Source organism: Rahnella contaminans (genome assembly GCF_011065485.1).
Lineage (GTDB): Bacteria > Pseudomonadota > Gammaproteobacteria > Enterobacterales > Enterobacteriaceae > Rahnella > Rahnella contaminans.
The window spans coordinates 1918241-1938983 of record NZ_JAADJS010000001.1 but is presented as its reverse complement, the minus strand read 5'-3'; the positions used below and the strand labels follow the sequence as shown (position 1 = coordinate 1938983).

The window sequence follows — 20743 nt, the reverse complement described above, 5'->3', positions numbered from 1 at the left end:
TATTTAATCAGCAAGACGTGACCAACAGACGTTCAGTACCGCAGCGGTTAGCCTGAATCAGGGCAAGATATTTGGGCAGGAAGGGCGGAGTGAAAACTGAAATACGGGATAAAGTCAGGGGCGGCGCATTTCTTCCAGAAAGATGAAGAACTGGCTGATCCGCAGGCTGATACTGCCGATATCAAACAAAACCATTCCCCAGACAATCATGATCAGGACTAACAGAACTTCTGCCACACGGAACATGCCGTGTTACCTCCTTGTATTCACACGGGAAATAACTTAACTCAAATTGATAGTGTGGACAACCCGTCCGGGGAGATTATCCCCAGATCATGGCGGCCCAACGGAGGAGCATCAGCGCACCACAGATGCAAAGAAGCACCACCACCATTTTCCAGTGTTTGGCCATCATCCGTTTTGTCACCATTTTTCCTCCCTGTTTTGGGGGGCATTTAGCCCGCCATATGCTGATCGACATAGTGAACAACATGTTCTTTGAGTTCTGGCACCGTCTGATCGGCGAGCCATTCGAAGGCCATCAGCAGCAGGGCTGCTGTGGCCAGAACGGTTAAGAACAAACCCGCTTTTTTACGCGCTTCCATGGATCTCATTATTTCTAATTTGCCTGTTTTTTACTCTACCAGAACAGGCCGGGATCCGGGAAGAATTCAGGCGTCTGGTTCGGGAAAGGTTTAAGAAATTATACCTTTTGTGCCTTTCCGAAACTTTGATCCTGCGCCTGATGCGCGTGAGAATGCCGCGGGCCGGGCCTGAAGCCCTGTTTTCTGGCACACCAGGCAATCAGTAAACCGGCGACCAGCAGAATCTGCATTGCCCACGGGAAGACACCAATCCCGGCGATTTCCAGCAGTATTCCGCCGGACAAACTGCCGCCTGCAATGGCCAGATTCCAGGCCACCACGACCATCGATTGCGCCATGTCTGCGTGTTCACCTGTGGCATCGGCAATCGCGGTTTGCAGTAACGTCGCCGCGCCGCCGAACGTCAGCCCCCACACCGCAACACACAGCGTCACGATGAGCGCGGAGTGGCTGCTGAGCGCCAGCACCAGTGAGATCACCGCAAACAGCGCCAGGCTGGTGAGCAATGTCTGGCGCAGACGTTTATCCACCAGCATGCCGGTCAGCCCGATTCCCGCCAGTGCGCCAATGCCAAACACCAGCAGGATTTGATCCGCATGACCGGCCAGACCGGAGAGCCGAAGGAACGGCACGATGTAGGTATAAAGCAGGTTGTGGGTCAGCATCCACAGCAGGATCACCGCCAGAATGCTGCGCACGCCCGGCATCTGAATGACCTGTCGCAGCGACTGTCGCTCTCCGGCTTCCTGACCGGGATAATCCGGCACCTTGCGCAGCACCCAGACCACCAGCAGTAACGTCATCGCAGACATCACTCCGAAGGCCATCCGCCAGCCGAGCAGCGTACCCATCCAGGTTCCCAGCGGCACGCCAACCGACAGTGCCACCGGCGTGCCCACCATGGCAACTGACAGCGCGCGCCCCTGCTGATGTGCGGGTACCATGCGCCGCGCGTAGCTGGCCAGTAATCCCCATGCCAGTCCGGCGGCGGCACCGGCCATCCAGCGGGCAAACAGCGTCAGGGCAAAATTCGTTGAGAACGTGGTCAGCGTGTTGAAAATCAGGAAACCGGCGATGGCCGTCAGCAGCGCCGTGCGGCGGTTCCAGCCCCGCGTCAGGGCAACCAGCGGCAGTACGGCCAGCAGAGAACCGGCGGCATACGCGGTAATCATCTGACCCGCCATGGCCTGCGACACGTCAAGGCCATCGGCAATTTGCGGCAATAATCCTGCGGGCAGCGTTTCCGTCATGATGGCAATAAAACCGGTCAGCGCCATCGCCAGCAAGGCAGAGAGCGGAAGCGGCGTCTTTTTCGGTGTCTGATTCATGACTTCACTCCATATACCGCATCGCGTAATTCATTTACAAAAGCACCCGACATCCCTTCGTACAATGTGTTGGTGAAGGCGACAACGCTCAGCCCGGCGGCGCGATCGACAAACCAGGAATGACCGTAAGCGCCGCCCCAGCGCCAGGTGCCGGAGGATTCCGGCGACGCAGCTGCCTGCGGATCGCGCAGGACGGAAAAGCCCAGTCCGAAACCGGTGCCCGGCATGTCCGGCAGTTCAAGGCCGCCGGTCTGGTCGCGACCCATTTCATCCACCTGCACCGGTGTCAGTAACGGGTATCCACCCTGACGAAGCATTTCCAGCATTTTCATCACGTCGTGCGCGCCGCTGATCATTCCGGCTCCGGCAGACGGGAAAGCCTTTGCATCCAGCGCCCTGAGAGGCGAATACGCGATGCCCACGGTGTCTTCGAAGGCGGCGACCTTTTCGCCTTCCTGCAAGCGGTGAGGCACGGGGGAATCGCTGACATACGGCGTCGCCAGTCGCGCCGGATTGGCGGTATAAAACGCGGTGTCGTTCATGTCCAGCGGGCCGGTCAGCAGGTTTTTCACCACGTCGCCGAGCGGTTGCTGACAAACCTGTTCAAGCATTGCACCAAGCACGTCTACAGCAAGGGAATATCCCCATGAGGTGCCCGGCGCATACAGTAAAGGGACAGCGGCCAGACGACGCAGGTTTTCCTCCAGCGAAATCCCGCTGTTATCCATGCCGTCAGAAACACCGGCAAGTGCATACGGACCCTGCTCATCAGGCTCGAAAAAGCGGTAACTCAGGCCGGCTGTATGGCTTAATAAATTTCGCACGGTGATCTGCGCGGGCTGGCCACCGGCAAGGGAAGGGGAAAATTCCGGCAGCCATGTCTGAATATTGTCATCGAGCGCCAGTTTACCTTGTGAAACTAAGATCATCGCGACGGTTGATACGATGGGTTTGCTGACTGACGCCAGACGGAACAGCGTATTTTCTGTCATTGGCCGCCCGGCCTCGCGGTCAGCCAGCCCGGCGGCGTGGTGATAAATCAGCTCGCCTTGTTTAGCGACCAGCACAACGGCACCCACAAGGCGTTGTGAGGCGATCGCCGTTTCAATGACGAGGTCGAGGCGGGATTTCAGCGTGGAGGAATTCATGGTGTTATCTCAGTTTCTGAATGTGTTAAATCACGATAGAGAACTCCTCAGTACGGAAAAAGTAGGGTAGATTTCCAGAATATACGGACACAAATGTCCGCAATGAGAGGTGGCAGTGGAAAGTCTGAGCAGCCTGAATGTGTTTGTACACGTCGCGGAAACCCGCAGTTTTGTTGCGGCCGGTCGCCTGCTGGGCGTTTCCGCCTCGGCGGTGGGCAAAACTATTGCGCGCATGGAAGCCAAGCTGAATGTTCGCTTGTTTCACCGCAACACCCGCAGCGTGACGCTGACGGCAGAGGGCGCGCTGTTTCTCGAGCGCAGCCGCCGGATTGTTGCTGAACTGGAAGCGGCGGAAAGCGAGTTGTTGCAGCTTTCCGAATCCCCGCGTGGTCGTTTGCGGCTGAGCCTGCCGCAGGTCAGCACGCTGCTGTTGCCAGTGCTGGGCGAATTTATGCGGCGTTACCCGGATATCGAACTGGATCTTGATTTCACCGATCGCATTGTGGATGTGGTGGACGAAGGGTTTGACGCCGTGGTGCGCACCGGTCAGATGGCGGATTCGCGCCTGTCAATGCGTAAACTGGGGACGTTTCGCCATTTACTGGTGGGTTCACCGGCGTATTTCAAAGAGTATGGCGTTCCGGTTTCGCCGCCCGATTTGCTGAACCACCGGTGCCTGCATTTTCGTTTCCCAAACAGCGGAAAGCTGGAAACCTGGCCGCTTTCGGGATATCAGGATCTGGCTCTTCCGGTTTCGATGGTTTGTAATAATATCGAGACGCGCCAGTGTTTTGCGTTGCAGGGCCTGGGCATTACGTGTCTGCCGGATTTCAGTATCCGCAAAGAGCTGGCAAAGGGGCAACTGGTCACCGTGCTCAATGAGTATGTCAGCCGCAGCGCCGACTTTTTCATTCTCTGGCCGTCGGGTAGGTATATGACGCCGAAACTGCGGGTGCTGATCGACTTTCTCAGCGAGCGGGTTTTCCCTGAAATCCCGGAACTGGCTTTACTCTGTCCTAATTAACCGTGTCTGTAATGTAGGGAGTTTTTTGATGAACAACGCTGTTGTAATTGAACGTTTTTCTGCCGCTGACCAGCGCGGCGTGGTAGAGGTGATTTTGCCTATTCAGAATCAGGAGTTTGGTATACCGATCACTGAACACCAGCAGCCAGATCTGAGCGATATTCCGCAGTTTTATCAGCAAGGTTCCGGCGATTTTTGGGTGGCCAAAAGTTGCGGAAAAGTGGTGGGTACGCTGGGGCTGAAGGATATCGGTAATGCGCAGGCGGCGTTGCGCAAAATGTTTGTCAGTGCGCCCTACCGTGGTCGGGAATTTGGGGTGGCTGCATTGCTGCTGAATACGTTGTTGCAACACGCGCAGTCTGAAAACGTCAGGGACATTTTTCTGGGTACAACCGACAAGTTTCTGGCGGCGCATCGCTTTTACGAAAAAAACGGATTTGAGGAAGTGACAGTACCTGAACTGCCGCAAGCTTTCCCACGGATGGCTGTAGACAGCAAGTTCTATAAGCTAACTTTCTGATTGTAAAAGTTGTCACTAAGCTGTCGTGTAGATGTCAGGTTGCTGACGTGTTGATTGCCGGTCACGTCTTGCATGCTGTTTCTGTGTTCAACATTCACGTAAAGGTAAGAATATGAATCAGAGCAAAATCAGACAACTCAGGATCTCCCGCGCGTGGTCGCAGGAACAGCTGGCAGAACTTTCTTCACTCAGCGTGCGCACCGTTCAGCGTATCGAAAACGGCGAACAGGCGAGCCTTGAAACGCTCGGTGCGATTGCGGCAGCGTTTGATATCAAGGTTTCAGAACTGACAGAAAACGATCCGCAATTTGGGGCGACGCCCGAACAGGCGCTGGACGGTCAAATCGAAAAAGCCAGAAAGCAGGTTGAGGAAGAAAGCGGGTTTTACCGTTCGGTGGTCTTCTGGGCGGTGATCAATATCGGTTTGTTTGCGATTAACCATTACACCTCGCCTGATACCCTCTGGTTCGTCTGGCCGCTGTGTATCTGGGGCGGCATTTTGCTGATCCGCGGACTGGGGATTTTTGTGTTCCGCGGCTCCGTCGAACGCTGGCAAAAAGCGCGTTTACAGAAACTGATCCGCAAGCCGTGATGTGCGGGCGTCATAATTAGGACAGAGTGCTGCCTGCAAATTCAAAGAAGACCGCCCTGACTGAGACATATCAAATTTCCGGCTGAACATGCTGCTATCCTCTGTAGTATTCATGGTTATCAGCTCAACGGACAGAGAATGGATCAGCCCCGGCGGTTTGCATTTACTCTTAAAAGACTGATATTGCTTCTGGCTCTGGTGAGTACGCTCATCATTTTGCTCAGCAGCTATCTGGCTATTTTTCAGGTCGAGAGAAAACTTCTTATCGATTCCTCGCTGCGCGCCAGTCAGTCCTACGCGGCGCGACTGTCCCTGACGGCCGATCTTTTCTTCAATGCGGCGCAAAAACAGCTGGTCTTCAGCGCCGGTTTGCTGGGCGAAGAGTTCGATAATCTTTATGCCATCGCCGAAGAAGCGGACCGTTTGCAGATCCAGAGCAAGCGCTACAGTTCTGTTCTGGTGGTGGACAAATCCGGCGTGGTTCGCGCGGCGTCGAGAAACTCCGCCAATATGACCGGTCTCAGGCTGGTGTCAGACGCCAACACGCAGGCGCTGACCACGCAAAATCCGGTGATCAGTTCCCCTTTCCGCACCGCACAAAATAATCACATTATTGCCATGTCAGTACCCATCCGTAATACGCGGGGAAAGTATCTCGGCTACCTGGTGGCGGAAATTACCCTGCAACAGGGCGGCATTATTGATTCGCTGATCAACGCCCGGAATTACCGCAAGGACGCGTATATCTACGTGATCGACAACGAAGGCGACGTGTTGTACCGCGCCGCTGACGGCTGGACGGAAAGTACGCCTCAGGGAAACGTGAACAAAGCGCTGCTCGAAGGCCGCGATCAGGGTTTCCTGCACATGAAAAATTTGCAGGGCGAAGATTCTCTGGCCGGGTTCTCCACGATGGAAATCTCAGGCTGGACGGTGCTGGTGCTGCATCCGGCGCGGGCTGACGTCGTGCTGCTGTATCAGGTGATGTTGCAGGTTCTGATTTATACGCTGCCATTTGTCATTCTGGTGTTTATCGTGATCTGGCTGCTGGCGCGCTACATTTCCCGTCCGCTGCGCCAGCTCGCGTCGAAAGCCGACACTATGGATTCACAAGATGTGTCGGCAGAAATTCAGCAAATTAACGCCTGGTATTATGAAGCGTCGAAGCTGAAAAGCGTGATGTTGCAGGGCATCCGCCTGTTACATCAGCGCATTGAGAAGCTCAGTACGCAGGCGCATACCGACCCGATGACCGGCCTGCTGAACCGGCGCGGGTTGTATGAACAGGTGGATAAGTTGCTCGGCGAGGAGTCGCAGATCGGGGTGGTCACCCTCGATATCGATCACTTTAAGGTGATCAACGATACGTTCGGGCATGACGTGGGAGACGCAGTGATTACGCAGCTTTCGCGTCTTATTTTGGGAAACTCGCGCGATGACGATTTGCTGTGTCGCATGGGCGGGGAAGAGTTTCTGTTGCTGCTGCCGGGCACCTCGCTGACGCGGGCGGTTCAGCTGGCGGAACGGTTGCGGCGTCAGGTCGCCGGGCAGAATTTTGAAGGTGCAGGAAACGTGACGATTTCGCTGGGCGTAACCCATTTTAATCCCGCAAAAGTGAACATCGACAGCGCGCTGAAATCGGCAGACAAGGCTTTGTATCAGGCGAAAAATGACGGGCGGAACCGCGTGGTGAGCCGTTAATGCGTTGAAGGGAGTTATCGTAAGGTTACTGTAAAAAGGCCCGGTTTTTGACCTGGCCTTTTGTATTGCGTATCGCTTAGCGGCTGCCGGGCAGCAACGATTCTGCACATTTGAAGACATCTTCACGGAATTTCCGCGAGGCGTCGTCCAGATCGGCCTGATTGGCGACGTCGGCACGGTTAGCTTCCAGCGCCTGATTGACGGCCACGGTAAAGGCATTTTCCTGACTGGCGTTCAGCACGTTGCCCACGCTGCCAAACAGCAGGCGCATGGCGGAAATCTGCACCAGCAGTTCACGGTTTACGCGTTCAAGCTGGTCTACACGTTTCGTCAGGGTTTCGTCGTTCATGGGTGTCTCCTTATTTAATTGCCGCACACCATAGCAAAAGCACCGGCATGAAAAAACCACCTTGCGGCGGCGATGGGGACGTCTTCCGGTTTAACGCACCATTTGCTGCATCTGGCGGCTCAGTTGCATCAGCTGCGCATTCAGCGGCACCAGTTGCTGCTGGATGGCGTTGTATTTATCCAGCTGTTTCTGGTTGGCAAATTGCAGGCGATTGCCGGTAATGGTGACATTTTTGCCCTGACTTTTGATGAAGTCGGCTTTTGCCACAATCAGGTTGAGCACCCGGGGCAGCAAATCAAAGACTTGTTCGGTGACGGCCGCCGGTTTGCTTATCGTTTTCTCATAGGCCAGGTCGTACACTTTTTTCAGGTCATTTGGCTGCCTGAGCGCCGCGTGCTGAGTGTCGGCCTGCGTTTTGAGCAGCACGATTTTCTCTTTCCAGTTCGCGCTGCTGTCGGCCATTTTTTTCAGGTCGTCGCGTTGATCAAGCAGGTTATTCACACTGTTAACGCCGTTCATTCCGGCAAAAACCGGCACCAGCGAGGAATCCAGCTCGATATTCATCTGATGATGGAAGCCGGTAATGATCGCGTAATCTTTGCTGTAATCCCCAAACTCTTTGGTTTGTGCCTGAGTCAGTTGAGGGACGGCTAAAACCGGCTTGTCCAGAATGCGGGACTGGAGAAAATCCATGAAGGCTTTGCGCTGGGCCGGTTCTTTGTCGCCACATCCGCTGACCACAAAAATCATCAGCAGCAGCATAAAAGGCATCAAAAATGCGCGGCTAAAGTGTGAGTTCTGCATAAATTCCTTGCTCCCTAAGCTCCGTTATCTGGATCCTAACCTTACTGAGAAAGGCTATTTTTTGCTAGATAGTTGCCGATATCTTCGTTAACGTCTTCGGCAAAGCCATTGATTCAGGGAATGTTTAACGTTGAACGTAAAGCGATTTTCAATTAACCGATCTGCCGTGATGCTGGCTGTGATGATCCTCGCCGGATGTACAACGGGAAAGAAAACCGAAGCGCCTGTGCAGAATCCGCGTGACGTCAAAGCCGATATCGTGCGGCTGATGCCGTCTTCCGCACCGGACAGAAAAGGCTGGGCGACGGACATTACCGCCGCATTCACCGCGCAGGGTATTCCGGCGACGACGGAAAATATCTGTTCGGTGCTGGCGGTGGCGCAGCAGGAATCGAATTTCAATGCTGATGCGCCGGTACCGGGGCTGGGAAAAATCGCGTGGAAAGAAATCGATCGTCGCGCGGATGCGGTTCATGTGCCGAATTTCCTGGTTCACACCGCGCTGCTGATTAAATCTCCGAACGGAAAGTCCTACAGCGAGCGGCTGGATAACGTAAAAACCGAGAAGCAGCTAAGCGCCATTTTTGATGACTTCATCAACATGGTGCCGATGGGGCAGAAGTTGTTCGGGAATCTGAATCCGGTGCATACCGGCGGGCCGATGCAGGTCAGCATCGCGTTTGCCGAAGAACATGCCAAAGGCTACCCGTACAAAATTGACGGCACAATCCGCAATGAAGTGTTCAGCCGTCGCGGCGGCGTCTATTTCGGCGTGAAGCATCTGCTGGGGTATCCGGCAAGTTATTCCCAGCCGCTGTACCGTTTTGCTGATTTTAATGCCGGGTGGTACGCCAGCCGGAACGCGGCTTTCCAGAGCGCGGTGAGCAAGGTGACGGGGATTCCGCTGGCGCTGGACGGTGATCTGATTAACTACGGCACCGATAAACCGGGCGGCACGGAGCTGGCGGTGAGAACGCTGTCGAAGCGGCTGGACATCAGTCATTCCGCCATACGTAAAGCGCTGGAGAAGGGCGAGCAGCCGGAGTTTGAGGAAACCAACTTGTACAAACAGGTTTATGCGCTGGCGGATAAAACCACCGGTAAGCGTCAACCCCGCGAGTTGTTGCCGGGGATTACGCTCGAAAGCCCGAAAATCACCCGTAAGCTGACCACCGCCTGGTTCGCAAAGCGGGTAGACGGACGCCGCGCGGATTGCATGAAACGCGCCTCTGCCGGGTAATCCACTGGGGGAATATTCCTAAAGCCCGCTGATTTTCAGCAGGCTTTAGGTTTTATCATCAGCCTGTAGCCACCGTCAGCGGCGGGTTGCGCGTTATTTCCCAACGAATATAAATTGCGTCAATATAATAGCGATGAAATAAAAGCTTGCTTAATAAATCCCCCTGTGTGTAAATAGCGTCAACGGTTTGTAGTTAAGACCTATTTATGTAAGACATTTTAGTAAAGTAGTTCCTGGTTCAAGTGATATAGCAAATCCTTTCTCCGACGAATTTCCTTCTCTGATGCATCCATAAGTATTTCAAATAAAAACAGACCCCTATTGCCCTATGGCATCATAAAATAAAAACGAAGAAGGTATTTCCTATGTCTACTAAAATGACTGGTTTAGTAAAATGGTTCGACGCTGGTAAAGGTTTCGGTTTCATCAGCCCTGCAGACGGCAGCAAAGACGTGTTTGTTCACTTCTCTGCAATTCAGAGCAATGATTTCAAAACCCTGGACGAAGGTCAGAACGTTGAGTTCACCATCGAACAAGGCCAGAAAGGCCCATCAGCCGGTAACGTTGTCGTTCTGTAATGTCGCCAGATATTGAAAGTAATCACTCTGCAATAGCGAAGATGGGGCAAACCCGGAGCAGCCAGAATAATTAATTCAGTATCGACATGAATAATGACAAAAATAAGCCCTGGCCAACGCCGGGGTTTATTATTTAAAAGCTTCCAGAATTATTTCGGGAGCCACAACAGAAAAGCCGGTTAGCATATTTTATTCATTTAGCCGTTTTTTCTGTTGTGACAAGGCCGTGCTCAGGCCGCGTAATGTTGGAGTGTACGATGAACGCTTACGCCATAATGTGACAGCCGGGAAAGCACCGGCAAATTCCCTTCATCCTTTGGGCTGGCTCTGCGTTGGCTGCCTTCACTCACCCCAGTCACATACTTATTGTATGCCCCCGGGGATTCGCTCCGTTGCCGCCTTGATCCCACCCAAATGATTTCGGGAATTGGCTACGGTGTCTGTGTTTCAAAATCTAAAAATTTCCTGAAAAAAAGCCAAAAAAAAGCCCGCACACGGCGGGCAAAATAACAGGGTTCTACAGGGGTATTACACAGGGACTTAACACAGGAACATCACACAACATTTGATGGATTTAAGATAACAAACGCTGTGTATGGTTTTGTCATTGTCCGGTAATGTTACTCCAGTAGATGTAAGCCTTATTTGTCTGCGTAATGACCAATGATCTGATCTATTTTGGCGTCAGCCATCGCAATTCCCTTCTGTATCAAAGACTCAGAGCCGATACTCGCCAGCACAATAACCGCAGCAACAATCATTAATCCTTTCCAGGTCATGATTTTCCCTTCCGTTTGTCACAGTGAATGGCAGCATTATGCGGCGATACGCAAAGTATCGCCACCGGGCAGGGCAAAACAATGAAAAGGCGTTAAGCGCCTAAGTGGCCGACGGTGAAGTAAGTGACCAGGCCGACGATGACCAGCAGCGCAATCGCCGCAGCGGTGTAGAGGATGATGCGTTTGGGGCTGTAAAATGCCATAAAAATATCCTTATTTATCCGTGGTGTTCAACGTTGCTGGATTAGAAAAGTTCCATCATCAGTGCCATCACGTAGCCGATTCCTACAGAACCGCCCGCCATGATTAACCAAAATGCTGTTGCCTTCATTTCACACTCCTTGTGCGTGTTGCGGGACAAATCGCCCGAATGATCGATTTCAGGACGTGATTATAACAAACATATAATCCGTATGGATAATTATCCGTTCTAATTTTAGACACTTTACCGGAGTAAGGATGGCTTTTGTGATCTTATTTCAGATAGTCGCTGCGGGAAGTCAGTTTGCTGTGTGCGCTGGAGTCCAGTGTGGTGGACGGGCGGGAACCGCTTTCGCTGGCTTTGCGGCTAAGTTCAGAAGCCACTTCCTGTGCGCTGGAAGGGTAAGCCACGGCGAAACTGTTCATGGCGGTCATCGCCAGCATAAGACTGAAAAGAGCGAGGGTGGTGCGTTTCATTAACGGGTGTCCGGTCTGTTCACATTTGTTCATAGGATTCTCGTGAATCAGCTACCGGCTTTATATGCTTCACTCATAAGAAACGGGAGCAAATTATGCTCCCGTTCATCATTTATGATGCGTACAGCTGCTGCTTTACACGTGCTGGAGCGTATTATGACCGGCTTCTGATTTATTCGGTAAGCGAATCGTGGCAGAAAGAACCAGTGATACGATCAATAGTGCGGTGATGATGCTAAACGTTACTGCGAAGCCGCCGAACAAAGACGCCACCAGAGAAGCGAAGATGCTGCCGATACCGAAGCCGAGGTAAAGCAGACCGTAGTTTTTGGTCATGTTGTTCAGGCCGAAGAAATCGCTGACCAGTGAAGGATACACGGTGATGGTACCGCCGAAGCTGAAGGCCACACAGGCAACGGAGATGAAGAACATCGTTTCGTTCATGTGGGTGAACAACATCATGCTCATACCGGCCAGGGAAACGATCTGTGCGATGGAGATAACGCGGATACGCTGCATTTTGTCAGACAGAACGCCCAGAACCAGACGGCCGCTCAGGTTAGCAATCGCTATCACGGTCACGGCGTTCGCGGCAGTCAGTGCGTCCAGTTTAACCAAACTCTGGCCGATATCTTTTGCCACACCAATCACGTACAAACCGCTCATGCAGGCTGTCAGGAACATCAGCGCCAGCATCCAGTATTGCGGAGCGCGCACCGCTTCAGCCAGCGTGAAATCACGGCTGTCATTGCTGCTATCGTTCAGGCTGTTTTCTTCGCGGGTCACATCGGCGGTTTGCTGTTTCGGCGCATCTTTCATCATCATCGCACCGACAATCACCATCACCATCGCCACGCCACCCCAAATCATGAAGGTGTTTTGCAGGCCTTCGGTTGCCAGTAAATGCCCGCAAACGAATTTGAATAACAGGCTGCCTAAACCGTAAGCACCGATTGAACAGGCTGAAATCAGGCCTTTACGTTCAGGGAACCATTTTACGCAGTTGGTCAGTGTCAGCAGGTAACCGGCGCCATCTGCCAGGCCGACCAGCACACCGGCGCTGATGTACAACATGATCACGTTGTCAGAATGCGCGGTCAGGAAGAACCCGGCGGCCATCAGTATACCGGCGGCGATAGTCACGGTACGTACACCGAAACGTTCCTGAAGTTTGCCGGCGACGGAAGAGGCGAGAGCCAGACACAAGCTCAGGATCCCGAAAGTCAGTGCCACACGGCTGATAGGTTCGCCCAGCTTCTCGGACAACTGGCCGTTGAACAGGCTCCAGGTGTAAACGGAACCCAGAGCAAGCTGAGTAAGAATGGTACCGACCAGTGTCAGCCAGCGGGTACGGTTGGTGTTCTGCATGTCAGATTTGTCACTCATAGCGGGTTCTCCCGAGCGAAGTAGATTCAATTAACTGTCGCTATGATAGTCCTCGTGAATAAACGCAGTTCATTTGCGGCGTGAGATGCATGAGTTGTGGAATGAAATGCATCTCACGAGGCATGAGTCGCCATTTTGGCGTCAAAAACACCCTGAAATTGGACTTAAAACGTGGCTGCAGCCCTTGCGGGGCGCGGGTTTTAGTTGATCTGGATCACTAATCCTTCAATTAACCTTTTCGTGCATTCTCACAAGTTTTGTTACAAACCTTTCGTTGTATCATTTGGTACATAACGTTGTGCTCACGGTCATTTGGTCGTACCCTTCCGGCACTTCCTCTTTTTACTTTCAGTGCTAATTAAATGACTTCTTCAGCGGAACGGGCGCGCGCGTCACATTTTCAACGTGCCCGTATTCTGACGCCATCGCGGATTTTTATTCTCAGCCTGCTGCTGTTACTGGGCGGAATCATGTATTCACTGACGATTGGCCGATATCCGATTTCATTTGCTGAGCTGATTGGTTTTTTCCATGCAGATGCGTCAGCACCGCGATATGGGCTGTTGCACAACATCATTATCGATTCACGCCTGCCGCGCATTCTGGCCGCGGTGCTGGTCGGTGCCGGTTTGTCCGTTTCCGGCGCGGCTTATCAGGCCGTATTCCGCAATCCTCTGGTGTCGCCCGGTTTACTCGGCGTGCTGAGCGGCTGCGCGTTTGGTGCATCGCTCAGCATTGTGTCCGGGCTGAACGGTTTGTGGATCCCCGCGCTGGCTTGTTTGGCCGGTTTACTGGCGGTCGTACTCGGCGTGGCGATTGCCAGCCTGTTTGCTTCACCGTCCATTCTTATGCTGATTCTGGGCGGCATTATCAGTAGTGCGCTGTTCACCGGATTGCTGTCGATCGTCAAATATGTCGCCGATCCGCAGGATCAGTTGCCAACCATTATTTACTGGATGTTGGGCAGTCTGAGTGCGGTAGACAATCATGCGTTGTGGGTGACGGCCCCGGTGCTGGTTATCGCGATTGCGCTGCTGGCGGGGCTCGGACGGGTGCTGGACGTCATGACGCTCAGCGAAGATGAAGCTTACAGCCTCGGTATTCCGGTTCGTTTTTATCGCTACGGCATTATCGTGCTGGCGACGCTGATATCTGCCCTGACTGTCAGCATTGCGGGCATGGTCGGCTGGGTCGGATTGCTGATCCCGCATCTGGCACGGCTGCTGGTGGGTGCGAGTAATGTCTGGCTGTTGCCGGTTTCAGTGTGTCTCGGCGGCTGTTTTTTGCTGTTGTGTGACGGGCTCGCACGCACGCTGGCTCCGGGGGAAATTCCGCTGGGGATCATTACCGAATTACTCGGCGCACTGGCGTTTATTGCTTTACTGAAATACGTCCGCGGGGGCTGGCTATGATTATCTCCGCCCGCGACCTCTGCTATTCACTGCCTCAGCGCCCGCTGCTCAGCGATATCTCGTTTGATCTTTATGCCGGGGAATGCGTGGCGCTGCTCGGTGCTAACGGTGCCGGGAAAAGCACGCTGCTGAAGCTGCTTTTGCGGCTTTTGTCACCGGAAAGCGGCAGTCTCCGGCTGGCGGGAAAACCACTGGAAACCATGAAACGCCGCGAAATCGCCCGGCATATCGCTTATGTGCCGCAACATCATCAGCCGCATTTTCCGTTTACCGCCTGGCAGGTCGTGATGCAGGGCCGGTTGCCGGTGAACGGCCTGGCTCGCAGCCCTTCGCCACGGGACATTTCCCGCGTTGAAAATGCGTTTGAAGAGAACGGTATTGCGCATCTGGCTTCGCGGATTTACACCCATCTTTCCGGCGGTGAGCGCCAGCGCGTGCTGATCACCCGCGCATTAGTGCAGGACACGCCGGTGATTTTGCTCGATGAACCGGTGAATGGCCTCGATTATGGCCACCAGCTGCATCTGCTTTCGCAACTTAAGACCCTCGCCTCGCAGGGCTACACGTTGCTGATGATTACCCATCAACCTGAACACGCACTGATGGCCGCCAGCCGGGCATTAGTGCTGCATGAAGGTCGGCTGATAGCCGACGGTGTGCCATCCGATGTCGTGGATAGCGCGCTGATTTCCCGTATTTATCAGGCACAGGTACAACAAATCGACCTGAACAGCGGACATCGTTTTTTTATTCCTTAAGGGATTGATTACAAATGCAAAGAAAAATAAAAGCGCCGTTAGTGGCTGGCGCCTGTGGTCTTCTATTGTCTGCAGGTACTGCGCTGGCCGCAGTAACGACCGACACGATGACTGTGAATGGCACTGTGAAAAATGAGGAAACGGCGTCGGGTGACCCTTCGGCCTCAGATTCACAAACCGCGACCGTCGGCGTTCTGGGCAAACGTGATGTGCTGAATACGCCGTACTCCGTGCATTCTGTGCCGGAAAGTATCATTACCCGCCAGCAGGTAAAAAGCGTCAAAGACGTTTATAAATATCTGCCGTCCGTGCAGGGTGACGGCGCCCGCCCGCAGACACGCGGGATCCAGGGCAGTGTGGTGCAAAACTCTATGATCGACGGCCTGAACGTCGTCTCCACCACAGATTATCCGGCCGAGCAGTTCCAGCAGATTGAAGTGCTGAACGGGCTGGCGGGATCGCTTTACGGCCCGGCAAACCCGGCAGGGATGTTTAACTTCGTTTCCAAACGCCCGGGATATAGCACCAAAAACAGCATTACGCTGGGAATGGGCACCGGGATTTCCGGTCTGGGTGCGCTGGATTTAAGCGGTCCGCTTGATGATGGCGAACGTGTTCGTTACCGGCTGAATCTGCTTAACGATCAGGGCGGCAGCTATACCTCCGGCAGCCGCAAGAAACGTCAGCTCGCCAGCCTGGCGCTGGATTTTCAGCTGACGGATCAAACCGTGCTTGAAACCAATTTCAGCTATTACCGTTATGAGGAAAAAGGCTTGCCGGGCACGTTTGCGCTGGCAAGTGGCGTAGCCTTCCCGAAAGCCATGAACCCGACGCAGCGTAACCTGGGGCAAACGTATGCCGGGAATGACAACCACACCAGCACTTACAGCGCTCATCTTAAACATGATTTTGATGGCAACTGGCAGTCTGATATCGGTTTCCTGCATCAGGTGGCTGACCGTCAGTCCACGGCGGTGACCAATACGCTGGTCAACAATAAAGGGGATTACAAAACTACGGTATCCAGCGCCACGGCGACCCGTTTTGTGATCAACAGTTATATGGCGACGTTGAACGGTTCACTGAATACCGGCTGGCTACAGCATGATTTATCTTTCGGTATGCGCGGTTTTGTGTGGAAAAACTATAACCCGATCAACGGTGGTACGGCGACGCTGGGCAGCGGAAACATTAATAATCTGCAAAGTTTCCCTGAACCCGCATATCCGGACTTCTCTAACCGTTATCAGTCTGCAACCAGCACTCAGCAGGCGTTTTCCGTCGGTGATACGCTGACCTTCTCGCCAAAATGGAGCCTGCTGGTGTCGGGCAGCGAAAGTTTCCTCACCTCTGCCAACTACGCCAAAACCCGTCAGCGCACCAGCGATTCGAACGACAGCGGTTTCAGCGGTTCAGCCAGCCTGATGTATAAGCCGGTTGAAAACCTGACGCTCTATACAACCTATGCCGACAGCCTGCAACAGGGCGATACAGCTCCGGCTGGTTCGACCAACGCCGGGCAAATCACCGCGCCTTACCGCAGCAAACAGATTGAAGTCGGCAGCAAACTGCGCGTCGGCAAGACCAATCTGTCGGCGGCGCTGTTCCAGATTGATCGCCCGTTTGCGTACACGCTGGAAGACGGCGAATTCGCCAACGACGGCAATCAGCGTAACCGCGGCCTTGAGCTGATGGCCGACGGCAACGTCAGCCGCGACGTGCATATTTACGGCGGCGTGACGATCCTCGATCCGAAACTGCGCGATACGGCGTCCTCTTCCAGCGATAACAAACAGATCGTCGGGTTATCCCGCGTGACCGCAAACCTGCTGACCGTCTGGAGTGTGCCAGCCGTCGAAGGTCTGGATCTGGATACCAACGTGCATTACGTCGGCAAACGTCCGACAGACAATGCCAACGACAACTGGGTCGGCAGTTACGCCGTCTTTGACGCCGGCAGCAGCTACCGCACGCGTCTGTTCAATACCAACACCACGTTCCGGTTTGACCTGACCAACCTGACTAACCGCCATTACTGGACCAACATCGTGCCGGGCGGCCTGAACGGTTACAGCGGCGCGGGCAATGCGTCCGCACAACTGGGTGCACCGCGTATGGCGCAGGTTTCCATGCAGCTCGAGTTCTGAGGATAAAATGAAATTACCGACACGTTTGATTCTGGCGGGCGCGCTGAGCCTGCTAAGCCTGAGCGGCTACAGCGCCACCCGCGAAGTGACTGATGATGCGGGCCATCAGGTTATTCTGCCCGCGAAAACTGACCGGATCGCCGACGCCTGGTACGCACATCATTCTTTGCTGATGACGCTGGGCGCGGGCGGCAAGATTGTGGCGACGGTCAATCATCCGGAAAGTCAGCCGTGGATGTTCCGCGTTCAGCCTTCGCTGAATCAGGCGTTGTCGGTAAAAGGCACCACGTTTAATGCCGAAAGTTTGCTGGCGGAAAAAGTGGATGTGGTGTTTGTCAGCGCGGGCAACCGGGATGCGGTGGCCTTGCGGCAGGCGGGTTTACCGGTTATCGAAATGAAATTTACCGATTTTGATTCAATGAAACATTCCCTGCGCACAACCGCGCAGGTGCTGGGAACGCCTCAGGCGGCGCAGCGTGCCGGAGATTACATTCATTATCTTGACGACAATCTTCAGGCCATCAGCGCAAAAACGGCAAGTCTGACCCAACAGCAACGCCCGCGAGTGCTGCACATTCAGTCACTTAATCCGCTGAAAGTCGATGGCAGCGATACGCTGATTGACCAGTGGATCCGCGTCGCCGGTGGCCGGAATGCCGCCGAAGGGCTGAAGGGCAACATGCAGCCGGTTTCTGCCGAGCAACTGCTGGCGTGGCAACCGGATGTGATCATTCTGGCGGCCAGTGCCGGGGATATCTCAACCTCCGCTTATGCCAGCCAGTTTGCATTGCTGGACGCAGTGAAAGCGGGGCGTGTGTGGCGAAATCCGGCAGGCGTTTTCCCGTGGGATCGCTACGGCACTGAAACGGCATTACAGATCCAGTGGGTTGCACAAAAACTGCATCCGCAGCTTTTCCCGACGCTGGATATTGTGAAAGCGACGCAGGATTTCTACAGCCGGTTCTTCGATTATCCGCTGACGCCAGGGGAAGCGGAGGAGATTATCGCAGGAGAGTTTTGAGGGCGAAATCAGGTGAGGATATATATTTTTCCTAATGTCATTTTTTCAAGGTTTTCGCCACTGATGCGGGGATACACTTCCGGCGTGCATGAGGACGTATGCATATGGCTGTTGACGAATGTCAACGGGTGATTATACTACAGCCACAGGAGGCCAATGAAGGCGCATCCTAATAAGCATATTCACGCAGCCGTTGAATATGCCATTTCTAAAGGCTGGCATTTTGTCGCTGGCGGCAGCAGTTCACACTGTTTCGGACGGGTTCGTTGCGGTATTCCTGCACATCGCGAACATATGATGAGCATCTGGTCTACCCCGCGAAATCCGGAAAACCATGCCGTGCAAATTATCAGAAGGGTTGATCATTGTTCTCCTGATAAGACATAACACTCAGGCGGGAAACCGCCTTTTTAGCAATTATCCGGACAACGAGGTTTTGTGGCACCTTTTAACTTCACGCTGACGCTTTCAGGCGTTACATCTGATACAGAAAAACTGGAAGATGCGCTCTTTGAGAGCGGCTGCGATGACGCGCTGATTTCTTTCTATGGAACGTCGGTCTATCTGGAATTTGACCGGGAAAGCACTTCATTCGCGAAAGCGCTGCTGACGGCGATCCGGGATATTGAATCTGCGGGCCTGAATGCACGTGTCGAGTCGGTCGATTCGGCGCTGGTCGGGCTCAGCGATATTGCGGACCTGACCGGGCTGACCCGCCAGTCGGTGGCATTATTGAAAGACGGATCTCGCGGATCCCGTAATTTCCCTAACCCTGTTCAGCGGCTCAAAGGAAACTCACCGCTCTGGCGCTGGAAGAGTGTGGTGGATTGGCTGGTCGCAGAGGGAAGATTACCCGCCGGAGATCATCGTGTGGAAGGTTCCCGCATCCTGGAAAATATCAATCTGGCGCTACAGTTACGTTCTTCTTCTGAGCCCAAACAGGTTAAGCAATTTGCACACCTGCTTGAGCATCAGAATGAAATGACCGATTTGTAATACGTACTTATAAAACTTCTGCATTCAGCGCCGCATTGATTGCCGCCGCGACGCCGGTGGGATTTTCCCACATCATCGAATGACCTGCCTGCGGTACCACGGTGGTATGCACACCATGCTGAGGCAAAATCGCGACATCAGGTTCTGGCAGTGAAAACTCGCCAAACAAAACGGTGGCCGGCATTTCCAGGTTGTAGAGCTGTTCGCGCCACGACGTCGGTTCGCCATTGACCAGCCCGACGGCTTGGCGGTGAATGGCCAGCGGAGACGCCACGCTCATCGATCCCGCCCAGACGGGATCATTGCTGCGCACGGCGACATTAATCAGATGCGCGTGGCCTTTAGCCAGATAGTCTTCTTCTGAATATTCCGCGACTGCGCGGCTGAATATTCCGCCGCCTGCATCGAGATTGGGTTCAGCAACAATCAGGCGCTGAATCAGGTCAGGCCGCTGCGCCGCTACCATGATGGCAATACTGCCGCCCATGCTGTGGCCGATTAAATTGACCTGCGGTACGCCGAGGCTTTCCAGTAATGCGATGACGCACAGCGTATGATCCTGCAGGCTGTAGCTGAAATCCTGCGGTTTATCACTGAAACCGGAACCGGCTAAATCCAGCAGGAACGAACGGCGCGGGCGCAGTGATGCATCGGTCGCGACGCGTGGGAAATCGCAGGATGCCGCGCATCCCAGACCGTGGATAAAGACCAGCGGGACGCCCAGACCTGACAACTCATGGAAACGTAAGACCATTTCCGTTCCGGGTACTTTGAAAGATTTCATCTCAATCCTTTGTTAACTGCTCAAGTGCAATCTGCGGATTATAGGCAGGATTTTTCTGAGCAGCAGTACAAAAAACAAGTAAACGAACAGAGCCATCCGTTTTACTTCGAAGTGTTCACGCATTCATTTATCAGATTTCTGTTTCAGTTAAATTTTGGAATATTCCCGACCGCCTCCGGCGGGGTAATCAGTAGCGATAATCGTCAGCGGATCCTCTGCATGTAGCTTCATATTTGTCTAAAAAAACGCCGTTCATACCGCGTACAGTCCCGAATTTGGCTTAAAGTATTTAGCCCGTGAAAATATCTTTTGCGGGCTCTTTTCATCGGGCAGCCAAGTGATAGCATGGAACTCTTGCTCACTTTATGGATTTATCTGATGGTCAGGTTAGGCGGTTGTGTGGCGGTTGTCTTGGCGCTGGCGTCGTTTTCAGCATCGGCTGTCACGCAGTATCAATGTGTTTTAACGCATCATACGCAGTCGGATGACGGCAATGATGTTTCTGAAGTTGTGAATAAAGATGCGCGTGTTTATGACGCCGGAAATACGTTCAGTTTTTCCCCGGACGGCAGCAAAATGGTGACCAGTCCTGAACTGACGGACATTATCGGTAAAGACAATCAGCCGATGAAAGCCGGTGCGCAGGATAATCTGATGTATATCCATGTAAAAGACAGCTTCGTGGTTGCGACGCAAACCGAAGGTTATGTTTATGGCGACTGCAAGGTCAACACGGCGAAGTGATGCGCGGCATATTTCGCCGGAATAACCTGTCGTTAATAAATAGAAACACTCCTGCCACTTCATTAGCACACTTCTTATAGTCGCCCGTTTCCCGACGGGCTATCCTTGCGCACTTTTCCAGCCCCGAATTTTTCTTTTTTTCGCCCGCT

24 protein-coding genes are annotated in these 20743 nt (G+C 53.6%); 13 read left to right on the top strand and 11 right to left on the bottom strand.

Annotated elements, in window-relative coordinates; translation table 11 throughout:
* Positions 1 to 114 precede the first annotated feature (114 nt).
* From GW579_RS23890 to GW579_RS08600, 5 genes are all read right to left on the bottom strand, one after another.
* On the bottom strand, positions 115 to 246 hold the full coding sequence (locus GW579_RS23890) for a hypothetical protein (RefSeq protein WP_256443914.1): 132 nt from the start codon (positions 244 to 246) through the stop codon (positions 115 to 117).
* Positions 247 to 322: 76 nt separating this feature from the next.
* A complete protein-coding gene (gene yniD / locus GW579_RS08615; RefSeq protein ID WP_095923072.1) occupies positions 323 to 430 on the bottom strand; it encodes a small membrane protein YniD in 108 nt (35 codons plus the stop codon).
* Positions 431 to 455: 25 nt separating this feature from the next.
* The gene (locus tag GW579_RS08610; RefSeq protein WP_165056865.1) at positions 456 to 605 is read right to left on the bottom strand and encodes a hypothetical protein; all 150 of its coding nucleotides are present in this window, start codon (positions 603 to 605) and stop codon (positions 456 to 458) included.
* Between the two features lie 98 nt (positions 606 to 703).
* The gene (locus GW579_RS08605) at positions 704 to 1933 is read right to left on the bottom strand and encodes an MFS transporter (RefSeq protein ID WP_165058530.1); all 1230 of its coding nucleotides are present in this window, start codon (positions 1931 to 1933) and stop codon (positions 704 to 706) included.
* Positions 1930 to 3081 (bottom strand): serine hydrolase domain-containing protein, encoded by a 1152-nt coding sequence (locus GW579_RS08600; RefSeq protein WP_152324602.1) that lies wholly within the window; start codon positions 3079 to 3081, stop codon positions 1930 to 1932. The genes GW579_RS08605 and GW579_RS08600 overlap by 4 nt, the downstream gene beginning before the upstream one ends.
* Positions 3082 to 3196: 115 nt before the next feature.
* Here GW579_RS08600 and GW579_RS08595 point away from each other — a divergent pair, with 115 nt between their 5' ends.
* From GW579_RS08595 to GW579_RS08580, 4 genes are all read left to right on the top strand, one after another.
* Entirely contained in the window at positions 3197 to 4105 is a 909-nt protein-coding gene (locus GW579_RS08595; protein ID WP_152324733.1) for a LysR family transcriptional regulator, read from the top strand.
* A 28-nt stretch (positions 4106 to 4133) separates the two neighbouring features.
* Positions 4134 to 4625 carry a GNAT family N-acetyltransferase gene (locus tag GW579_RS08590; RefSeq protein WP_165058528.1) on the top strand — a complete coding sequence of 164 codons (492 nt, stop codon included), beginning with the start codon at positions 4134 to 4136 and terminating at the stop codon, positions 4623 to 4625.
* Positions 4626 to 4737: 112 nt separating this feature from the next.
* Positions 4738 to 5217, top strand: a complete 480-nt coding sequence (locus GW579_RS08585; RefSeq protein WP_152324600.1) for a 2TM domain-containing protein — start codon at positions 4738 to 4740, stop codon at positions 5215 to 5217.
* A 138-nt stretch (positions 5218 to 5355) separates the two neighbouring features.
* Positions 5356 to 6918: a sensor domain-containing diguanylate cyclase gene (locus tag GW579_RS08580; protein ID WP_165058526.1), complete on the top strand. Its 1563-nt coding sequence runs from the start codon at positions 5356 to 5358 to the stop codon at positions 6916 to 6918.
* A 76-nt stretch (positions 6919 to 6994) separates the two neighbouring features.
* Here the strand turns inward: GW579_RS08580 and GW579_RS08575 are convergent, their stop codons facing one another.
* Complete coding sequence (locus tag GW579_RS08575) at positions 6995 to 7267, bottom strand: hypothetical protein (protein ID WP_165058524.1); 273 nt, start codon at positions 7265 to 7267, stop codon at positions 6995 to 6997.
* Positions 7268 to 7357: 90 nt separating this feature from the next.
* Positions 7358 to 8071: a DUF3053 domain-containing protein gene (locus GW579_RS08570; protein WP_165058522.1), complete on the bottom strand. Its 714-nt coding sequence runs from the start codon at positions 8069 to 8071 to the stop codon at positions 7358 to 7360.
* Positions 8072 to 8240: 169 nt separating this feature from the next.
* Here GW579_RS08570 and GW579_RS08565 point away from each other — a divergent pair, with 169 nt between their 5' ends.
* Positions 8241 to 9311: a DUF1615 domain-containing protein gene (locus GW579_RS08565; protein ID WP_152324732.1), complete on the top strand. Its 1071-nt coding sequence runs from the start codon at positions 8241 to 8243 to the stop codon at positions 9309 to 9311.
* 365 nt (positions 9312 to 9676) lie between these two features.
* Positions 9677 to 9889, top strand: a complete 213-nt coding sequence (gene cspE / locus GW579_RS08560) for a transcription antiterminator/RNA stability regulator CspE (protein ID WP_101076387.1) — start codon at positions 9677 to 9679, stop codon at positions 9887 to 9889.
* A gap of 641 nt (positions 9890 to 10530) precedes the next feature.
* Here the strand turns inward: cspE and GW579_RS08555 are convergent.
* From GW579_RS08555 to GW579_RS08545, 3 genes are all read right to left on the bottom strand, one after another.
* Positions 10531 to 10668, bottom strand: a complete 138-nt coding sequence (locus GW579_RS08555) for a hypothetical protein (RefSeq protein ID WP_165058520.1) — start codon at positions 10666 to 10668, stop codon at positions 10531 to 10533.
* A 474-nt stretch (positions 10669 to 11142) separates the two neighbouring features.
* A complete protein-coding gene (locus GW579_RS08550) occupies positions 11143 to 11346 on the bottom strand; it encodes a hypothetical protein (protein ID WP_152324596.1) in 204 nt (67 codons plus the stop codon).
* Between the two features lie 135 nt (positions 11347 to 11481).
* The gene (locus tag GW579_RS08545; protein ID WP_165058518.1) at positions 11482 to 12732 is read right to left on the bottom strand and encodes an L-lactate MFS transporter; all 1251 of its coding nucleotides are present in this window, start codon (positions 12730 to 12732) and stop codon (positions 11482 to 11484) included.
* 362 nt (positions 12733 to 13094) lie between these two features.
* On the opposite strand from GW579_RS08545, the gene GW579_RS08540 reads away from it, so the two are divergent.
* From GW579_RS08540 to GW579_RS08515, 6 genes are all read left to right on the top strand, one after another.
* Positions 13095 to 14144, top strand: a complete 1050-nt coding sequence (locus GW579_RS08540) for a FecCD family ABC transporter permease (protein WP_152324594.1) — start codon at positions 13095 to 13097, stop codon at positions 14142 to 14144.
* The gene (locus tag GW579_RS08535; protein ID WP_165058516.1) at positions 14141 to 14902 is read left to right on the top strand and encodes an ABC transporter ATP-binding protein; all 762 of its coding nucleotides are present in this window, start codon (positions 14141 to 14143) and stop codon (positions 14900 to 14902) included. The genes GW579_RS08540 and GW579_RS08535 overlap by 4 nt, the downstream gene beginning before the upstream one ends.
* A 14-nt stretch (positions 14903 to 14916) precedes the next feature.
* A complete protein-coding gene (locus tag GW579_RS08530; RefSeq protein ID WP_420821534.1) occupies positions 14917 to 17049 on the top strand; it encodes a TonB-dependent receptor in 2133 nt (710 codons plus the stop codon).
* A gap of 7 nt (positions 17050 to 17056) precedes the next feature.
* The gene (locus tag GW579_RS08525) at positions 17057 to 18070 is read left to right on the top strand and encodes an ABC transporter substrate-binding protein (RefSeq protein ID WP_165058514.1); all 1014 of its coding nucleotides are present in this window, start codon (positions 17057 to 17059) and stop codon (positions 18068 to 18070) included.
* A 156-nt stretch (positions 18071 to 18226) separates the two neighbouring features.
* A complete protein-coding gene (locus GW579_RS08520; RefSeq protein ID WP_152324591.1) occupies positions 18227 to 18457 on the top strand; it encodes a hypothetical protein in 231 nt (76 codons plus the stop codon).
* Positions 18458 to 18508: 51 nt separating this feature from the next.
* Complete coding sequence (locus tag GW579_RS08515; RefSeq protein WP_165058513.1) at positions 18509 to 19066, top strand: DNA-binding protein; 558 nt, start codon at positions 18509 to 18511, stop codon at positions 19064 to 19066.
* A 7-nt stretch (positions 19067 to 19073) separates the two neighbouring features.
* Here GW579_RS08515 and GW579_RS08510 read toward each other — a convergent pair whose 3' ends face one another.
* Positions 19074 to 19850, bottom strand: a complete 777-nt coding sequence (locus GW579_RS08510; protein WP_152324589.1) for an alpha/beta fold hydrolase — start codon at positions 19848 to 19850, stop codon at positions 19074 to 19076.
* Positions 19851 to 20195: 345 nt separating this feature from the next.
* Here GW579_RS08510 and GW579_RS08505 point away from each other — a divergent pair, with 345 nt between their 5' ends.
* Positions 20196 to 20594, top strand: a complete 399-nt coding sequence (locus GW579_RS08505; RefSeq protein WP_229893528.1) for a hypothetical protein — start codon at positions 20196 to 20198, stop codon at positions 20592 to 20594.
* Positions 20595 to 20743 lie beyond the last annotated feature (149 nt).